The organism is Nocardioides sp. (assembly GCF_036405735.1).
Lineage (GTDB): Bacteria > Actinomycetota > Actinomycetes > Propionibacteriales > Nocardioidaceae > Nocardioides.
In genome coordinates, this window is the sequence record NZ_DASWXC010000054.1 from 22666 (window position 1) to 29313 (window position 6648).

At 74.1% G+C, this 6648-nt stretch carries 8 protein-coding genes; 5 read left to right on the plus strand and 3 right to left on the minus strand.

Annotated elements, in window-relative coordinates; genetic code table 11:
• Window positions 1-80 precede the first annotated feature (80 nt).
• Window positions 81-1649, minus strand: coding sequence for a molybdopterin-dependent oxidoreductase (locus VGE38_RS08050; protein WP_331142013.1), 1569 nt, complete (start codon window positions 1647-1649; stop codon window positions 81-83).
• A 40-nt stretch (window positions 1650-1689) separates the two neighbouring features.
• Between VGE38_RS08050 and ispF the strand changes: the two genes are divergently transcribed.
• Both ispF and VGE38_RS08060 read left to right on the plus strand, forming a co-directional pair.
• Window positions 1690-2160, plus strand: a complete 471-nt coding sequence (gene ispF, locus VGE38_RS08055; RefSeq protein WP_414690907.1) for a 2-C-methyl-D-erythritol 2,4-cyclodiphosphate synthase — start codon at window positions 1690-1692, stop codon at window positions 2158-2160.
• A 44-nt stretch (window positions 2161-2204) separates the two neighbouring features.
• On the plus strand, window positions 2205-2906 hold the full coding sequence (locus VGE38_RS08060; RefSeq protein WP_331142015.1) for an IspD/TarI family cytidylyltransferase: 702 nt from the start codon (window positions 2205-2207) through the stop codon (window positions 2904-2906).
• Window positions 2907-2909: 3 nt separating this feature from the next.
• On the opposite strand, the gene VGE38_RS08065 is transcribed toward VGE38_RS08060, so the two are convergent.
• The gene (locus VGE38_RS08065; protein WP_331142016.1) at window positions 2910-3497 is read right to left on the minus strand and encodes a 2-C-methyl-D-erythritol 4-phosphate cytidylyltransferase; all 588 of its coding nucleotides are present in this window, start codon (window positions 3495-3497) and stop codon (window positions 2910-2912) included.
• A 94-nt stretch (window positions 3498-3591) separates the two neighbouring features.
• Complete coding sequence (locus tag VGE38_RS08070) at window positions 3592-4077, minus strand: CarD family transcriptional regulator (RefSeq protein ID WP_331142017.1); 486 nt, start codon at window positions 4075-4077, stop codon at window positions 3592-3594.
• Window positions 4078-4311: 234 nt separating this feature from the next.
• On the opposite strand from VGE38_RS08070, the gene VGE38_RS08075 reads away from it, so the two are divergent.
• The 3 genes from VGE38_RS08075 (at window position 4312) to VGE38_RS08085 (ending at window position 6607) form a co-directional block, all read left to right on the plus strand.
• Entirely contained in the window at window positions 4312-5109 is a 798-nt protein-coding gene (locus tag VGE38_RS08075; protein WP_331142018.1) for a UbiA family prenyltransferase, read from the plus strand.
• 102 nt (window positions 5110-5211) lie between these two features.
• Window positions 5212-5844 carry a hypothetical protein gene (locus VGE38_RS08080; RefSeq protein WP_331142019.1) on the plus strand — a complete coding sequence of 211 codons (633 nt, stop codon included), beginning with the start codon at window positions 5212-5214 and terminating at the stop codon, window positions 5842-5844.
• Between the two features lie 13 nt (window positions 5845-5857).
• The gene (locus VGE38_RS08085) at window positions 5858-6607 is read left to right on the plus strand and encodes a phosphoglyceromutase (protein WP_331142020.1); all 750 of its coding nucleotides are present in this window, start codon (window positions 5858-5860) and stop codon (window positions 6605-6607) included.
• Window positions 6608-6648 lie beyond the last annotated feature (41 nt).

Genomic DNA, 6648 nt, shown 5'->3' on the forward strand with positions numbered 1-6648 from the left:
GAGCCGACGAGCGCCAGCGAGGCGTGTCGAGACCTGGTGGTCGAGCCGACGAGCGCTAGCGAGGCGTGTCGAGACCCGGCCTACACCACCGTGAACTCCACCCGGTGCCAGCCGGTCGCCCCGTCCGGCACCGGGTCGGCGCGCTCCTCGGTCTGCACCTCACCGGCGCGGCTCGTGGCGCGCACACGCACGTCGTGGTCGCCGGCGTCCAGCTCCACGACGTGCCGCCACTGCACCCACGCGTCCACCGTCGGCTCGGCGGCCAGCGTCGCGGGGCTCCACGTGCCGCCGTCGACCGACACCTCCACCGCCTCGATCCCCGTGTGCTGCTGCCACGCCACGCCGGCGACAGCGACCCGGCCGGCAGCGACCTCGGCGCCCCCTCGCGGCACGTCGATGCGGGAGGCGAGCTTGACCGGCCCGAGCGCGCTCCAGCCCTTGTCGGTCCAGTAGCCCTGCGCGCGGTCGAACCGCGTCACCTCCAGGTCCACGACCCACTTCGTCGCGCTGACGTAGCCGTAGAGCCCCGGAACGACCACGCGGACCGGGAACCCGTGCTCGACGGGCAGCGGCGCGCCGTTCATGGCGACGGCGAGCATCGCGTTGCGGTCGTCGGTGAGCGCCTCGAGCGGGGTGAGGCAGGTCCAGCCGTCGTGGGAGGTCTGCAGCACCCCGTCCGCCTCGGTGCGCACGCCGGCCTCCGCGAGCAGCGGCGCCAGGCGCACCCCGCTCCACCAGGCGTTGCCGACCAGGTCGCCGCCGACCTCGTTGGAGACGCAGGCCAGTGTCACCCACGCCTCTGTGCGCTGCCGCTCCAACAGGTCCGCGAAGCCGAGCTCGACCTCGCGGTCCACCAGGCCGTGGATGCGCAGCCGCCAGTCGTCGGGGTCGACGGCGGGCGGCACGATCGAGGTGTCGATCAGGTAGAAGTCACGCGCCGGCGTCTGCCACGGTGGCTGTCCCTCGACCCCGGCGCTGGCGGCGGGGGCCGGTCGTGGGCGCGTGACACCGGTCAGCCGAAGCCGTCGCCGGGCCTCCTCGACGGCCCGGCGACCGTGTCCGGCCACCGTGCCGGCGTACGTTCCGAGCGCGGCGGCGCCCGCCACCAGCCCGACCCGCAGCAGGAAGACCCGCCGCGACGGCCCCGACGCACCTGACGTCCCCAACCTCCCTTCCGCGGAGGAGGGGTTGGGAACGTCAGGTGCCAGCGACTCCAGCGACTCCAGCGGCCCGGCGAGCAGCGGCAGCACCACCAGCCAGGTCAGGTAGCCGGCCGCGAGCGCGAGCAGGGGTACGACGGGGTCGCCCGGCTGGGCGAGGATCGCGGCGAGTCCGACCAGTGCCACGGCGGTGAGGCCGGCGATCGCGAGGCCACGCCGCCGCCGCGCGACCACACCCAGCGCGGCGAAGACGACGGCCAGGAGGACCAGGATCGTCCCGACCAGCACCGGCTTGTCCGCGTGACCGAGCGCCTGGATCGCCCGCTCGGTGAGCGCGCCGGGCGCGCGGCGGATCACCTGCTCGGCGACCGCGACGACCGGGGAGTCCGCGGCGCCGCCCAGCCCGGCCGCCAGGTGGCTCGCCGCGAGGCCGGCCGCCCCCGTCAGCACGCCGACGAGCGCCCAGGCCCCGCGCTCGGATCCGCTCACCCCTCGATCATGGCGCGCGCTGCGGCATGATGCCCGGGTGATCCCCCGCATCGGCATCGGCACCGACGTGCACCGGCTCGTGCCCGGCGTACCCCTCCACCTCGCGGGCCTGGCCTGGCCCGACTCCGAGGTGGGCCTCGAGGGCCACTCCGACGCCGACGTGGCGGCCCATGCCGCCTGTGACGCCCTGCTGTCGGCGGCAGGGCTGGGTGACCTCGGCTCGAACTTCGGTACGGCGGAGCCGGAGTGGGCCGGCGCCGCCGGTGCCGCTCTGCTGGCCGAGACGGCACGCCGGGTGCGGGCGGCGGGCTTCCAGATCGGCAACGTCGCCATCCAGGTGGTCGGCAACCGACCCAGGCTCGGCGCGCGGCGCGCGGAGGCCGAGGCCGCGCTCTCGGCGGCCGTCGGCGCGCCCGTCACCGTGTCCGCGACGACGACCGACGGGCTCGGCCTCACCGGTCGCGGCGAGGGCGTCGCGGCGATCGCGACCGCGCTGGTCATCGCCGGCTGACCCACCCCGGGTCCCGCGCGAACCGGCCGCTCTACCCTGGGGCCGTGCCCGACACCGCCCGCTCCGCCCTGGTCGTCCTGGCCGCCGGCGCCGGCACCCGCGTGGGTGCCGCGGTCAACAAGGTGCTGCTGCCGGTGGCCGACGCGACGGTCCTGGGTCTCTCGCTGCGCACCGCGCTCGCGGTCGAGGACGTGCGGCGCATCGTCCTGGTCGTGCGACCCGGCGAGGAGGAGGCGGTCGCGGCGGCGGTCCGGCCCGTCCTCGGCACCGGCGAGGTGCTCGTGGTGCCCGGCGGCGCCACGCGGCACGCCTCGGAGTGGTCGGCGCTGCAGGCGCTGCGGCCCGACGTGGAGGCCGGCGAGATCGACGTCGTCGCGATCCACGACGGTGCCCGGCCGCTCGCGTCACCGGAGCTGTTCGCGGTCGTCATCGACGTCGCCCGCGACCTGGGCGGCGCCATCCCGGTCGTGCCGCTGACCGGCGCCGTCGACGCGTCGTTCACGCCCGTCACCGACGTGGCCGGCGTACAGACGCCGCAGGCGTTCCGCGCCCGCCCGCTGCTCGCGGCCTACGAGCAGGCCGCCGCGGACGGGTTCGACGGCACCGACACGGCGGCCTGCCTGGCGGCGTACCCCGGTGACACCGGCCTGCGCATCGGGGCCGTGCCGAGCTCCCCGCTCAACCTCAAGGTCACCTTCGCCGAGGACGTCGCCACCGTCGACGCTCTGCTCACCCGGCGGGGCTGAGGGTCAGCGCGGCAGGGTCAGCGCCTCGAGCAGCCGGACGTCGTCGAGGTCGGCGACGCGGCGGCCCTCGGCCGGCGCCTCCAGCGGGATCACGGGGAACCGCCGCGCCAGCTCGCCGGCGAGCCGTGCGAAGTCGTTGGCCGGCAGCCCGTCGAGCGCAGCCACGACGGCGGCCGGCAACACGATCGGCGAGGTCACCACGCGCAACCGGTCGCGGTCCACGGTCTCCCCGACCTCGCCGTCGGTCACCTTCTTGACGGTGTCCGTCACGGGCCGTACGCCGACCACGACCGCCTCGCGGGTCACGGCCGCCTCGACGCACTCGGCGATGAACCCCGCCGGGGTCATGGGGCACAGCGGGTCGTGCAGCACGAACGGCTCCCCCGACTCGACGATGCCCTCCCACCGGGTGCCGACGTCGACCGGCGTGACGCCGGCCTCGCCGAGCGCCCACGCGGCGCACGCCACGAGCGCCTCGCCGTGGATGAGCGCGAAGGGCAGCGTGCCGCGGTCGCTCTCGACCACGGCGCCGAGGGCGGGCGGGCGCTCGTCGTCGTACCCGCCGAGGACGTCATACGGATCGGTCGTCATGGCAACCCCACCGTATGACGCCCGGATGACGTCCAGGAAATGCGAACCGGCCCCGGGGTGGGAGTCCCCGGGGCCGGTTCGTGATGTCAGAGCCTCAGCTGGCCAGGACCTCGTCGAGGAGGGCCTCGGCCTTGTCCTCGTTGGTCCGCTCGCACAGGGCAAGCTCGGAGACCAGGATCTGGCGGGCCTTGGCGAGCATGCGCTTCTCACCGGCGGAGAGGCCGCGGTCGCGCTCGCGGCGCCACAGGTCACGGACGACCTCGGCCACCTTGTTGACGTCGCCGGAGTGCAGCTTCTCCAGGTTGGCCTTGTAGCGGCGCGACCAGTTGGTCGGCTCCTCGACGTGCGCGGCACGCAGGATCTCGAACACGCGGTCGAGGCCGTCGCGGTCGACGACGTCACGGACGCCGACGAGGTCGAGGTTGTTCGCGGGGACGCGGACCACCAGGTCCTGCTGGGCGATGATCCTCAGAACGAGGTACTGCCGCTCCTCCCCCTTGATGGTCCGCATCTCGATGTCTTCGATGACTGCGGCTCCGTGGTTCGGGTAAACAACGGTCTCGCCGACGGTGAAAGTCATATGTCAGGTACCCCTTCCTAGACGGCTAAGTCTACCACGGTTCAAGATTGGCCGATTTCGCGTTTTCGCAGGTCAGCGCCCCTGTGGAGAAGTGCCGAGGGCTTGACAACGCGCATGTCGGTGTGATGCCGACCCCAGGTCGCGACCGATCTGCAGCCGCCACACCGGCAGGATTTCGCGCTTCTCCTCGCCGAGCCTGTGACGGGCGTGGCCTGTGTGGCAGATACTCGGGGCATGACCGAGGATGCGGGCCTGCCGGCGACCCTCGCCACCGAGCCCCCGGCGGGCGTACCGGCGGGTGTCCCGACCGCCCCGCGCCGGCGGATCCGCGACGCGCTGCCGGTGCTGCTGGTGCGGGCCGCCCACCCACGGCAGGCGCTCCTCACCGCGGCTGCGCTGGCGCTGGTCGCCGCGGTCGCGGGCCGCCCCGGCAGGGAGGTCCTGCTCGTCCTCGGCACCGTGCTCGTCGGGCAGACCGTGCTCGGCTGGCACAACGACCTCCTCGACCGCGAGCGGGACCGGCGCCACGAGCGGACCGGCAAGCCGGTCGCCGACGGCAGGCTCGACCCCGGCACCCTCTGGTTCGCGCTGTGCTGCGCCGTGCTGGTCCTCGTCCCCGTGGCGGTCGCCGGGGGCGTCCTGGCCGGCGCCTGCTACCTCGGCTCCGTCGTGATCGGCTGCCTGGGCAACCTGCCCAGCCGCCTGTTGCGCACCGGCCTGCTCTCCTGGCTGCCCTGGGCGGCCGCGTTCGCCCTCTACCCCGCCTTCCTGTCGTACGGCGGCTGGGGTGGTCAGGCCGAGGGCGACCCGCCCCACCTCGCGATGGTCGGCCTGGCCGCGCTGGCCGGCGTGGGCGTCCACCACCTGTGCGCGCTGTGGGGCCTGGTCGACGACCACGAGGACGGCTGGACCTACCTCCCGCTGCGGATCGGCCTCCGCCTGGGGGCCACCCGACTGCTGATCGTGAGCCTGGTGTTCCTCGCCGCGGTGACGGTCGCGCTGGCCGCGGTCGGCCGCCAGGTCGGTCTCTGACGGCGACCGCGATCCCCCGGCCAGCGGTCGGCCGACTGTCAGGTTCGGCACACTCCCGATCCCGCGCCGTGACCGGCGACCGGGGCCGCTAGGCTGTCGGCCGTGACGAGCTCATCCCACCGGTCATCCCACAGGTCCAGCCGGCGCCTGCGCCGCCAGCTCACCGTCGCCGTTGCCACCCTCGGCCTCGCCGGGGTCCTGAGCTCGTGCGGGTTCGACTACGCGACCAACCGCCCCAACGAGATCGCGAACGGCGGTCAGAACATCGAGGGCGAGGTCCACGTGATGGGCGCGCGGATCGTCTCGCCCGCCGAGGGCACCGGGACGTTCATCGCGACGCTGACGACCGACGCGCAGGCCGACCCGGCCACGTTCGAGAGCCTCACCGGCGAGCGCATCACCGCCGGTGAGTTCCAGCCGATCGAGATCGACACGCACGGCATGGTCAACCTCGCCACCGACGGCGGCGTCCCGGTCACCGGCGAGTTCGCCGCCGGCGACGCGTTCACCGTCACCCTCGGCTTCACGAACGGCGAGGAGCTCGACGTGACCGCGATCGTCGTCGCCCAGTGCCACGAGTACGAGGACGTCGAGCCGCAGGCCTCCCCCACGCCGACCCGGGCCCCGCGCGGCGGCGACGACGAGGCCGCCGACGAGGCGTCCGCCGAGCCGACCGGCGAGCCGGTCGACTGCGAGTACCCCTCCGCCCCGCCGTTCGGCGGCGGCGAGCACTGACGGGCCCGCGCACATGAGCGTCGGCAAGCTCGTCCTGCTCCGCCACGGCGAGAGCGAGTGGAACGCCCTCAACCTCTTCACCGGCTGGGTGGACGTCGCGCTCACCGACAAGGGCCGCCAGGAGGCGGTCCGGGCCGGGGAGCTGCTCCGCGAGGCCGGCGTACTGCCGGACGTCGTGCACACCTCCCTGCTGCGCCGTGCGATCAACACCGCCGTCACGGCGCTCGACGTCGCTGACCGGCACTGGATCCCCGTGCAGCGCTCGTGGCGGCTCAACGAGCGCCACTACGGCGCACTGCAGGGCAAGGACAAGAAGCAGACGCTCGAGGCGTACGGCGAGGAGCAGTTCATGCTCTGGCGCCGCTCCTTCGACGTGCCGCCGCCGCCGCTGCCCGACGACGACGAGTACTCCCAGGTCGGCCACCCGGCGTACGCCGACATCCCGGACACCGAGATGCCGCGCACCGAGTGCCTCAAGGACGTCATCGCCCGGATGCTCCCCTACTGGGACGCCGCCGTCGTGCCGGACCTGCGGGCCGGCAAGACCGTGCTGGTCGCCGCTCACGGCAACAGCCTGCGCGCGATCGTGAAGCACCTCGACGGCATCAGCGACGACGACATCGCGGGGCTGAACATCCCGACGGCGCAGCCGCTGGTCTACGACCTCGACGAGTCGCTGGTCCCCCGCGTCCTCGGTGGGCAGTACCTCGACCCCGAGGCAGCCGCAGCGGCTGCCGCCGCGGTCGCCGCCCAAGGCCGCTGAGCGTTCAATCCCGGGTTGTGGCCCCGCGAGTCCCGGGTTCT

What these genes read in the sequence shown, in the direction of transcription:
- VGE38_RS08075 (WP_331142018.1), top strand. Translation starts at nt 4,312, where the DNA reads ATGACCGAGGATGCGGGCCTGCCGGCGACCCTCGCCACCGAGCCCCCG.
- VGE38_RS08085 (WP_331142020.1), top strand. Translation starts at nt 5,858, where the DNA reads ATGAGCGTCGGCAAGCTCGTCCTGCTCCGCCACGGCGAGAGCGAGTGG.
- VGE38_RS08065 (WP_331142016.1), bottom strand. Translation starts at nt 3,497, where the DNA reads ATGACGACCGATCCGTATGACGTCCTCGGCGGGTACGACGACGAGCGC.
- VGE38_RS08070 (WP_331142017.1), bottom strand. Translation starts at nt 4,077, where the DNA reads ATGACTTTCACCGTCGGCGAGACCGTTGTTTACCCGAACCACGGAGCC.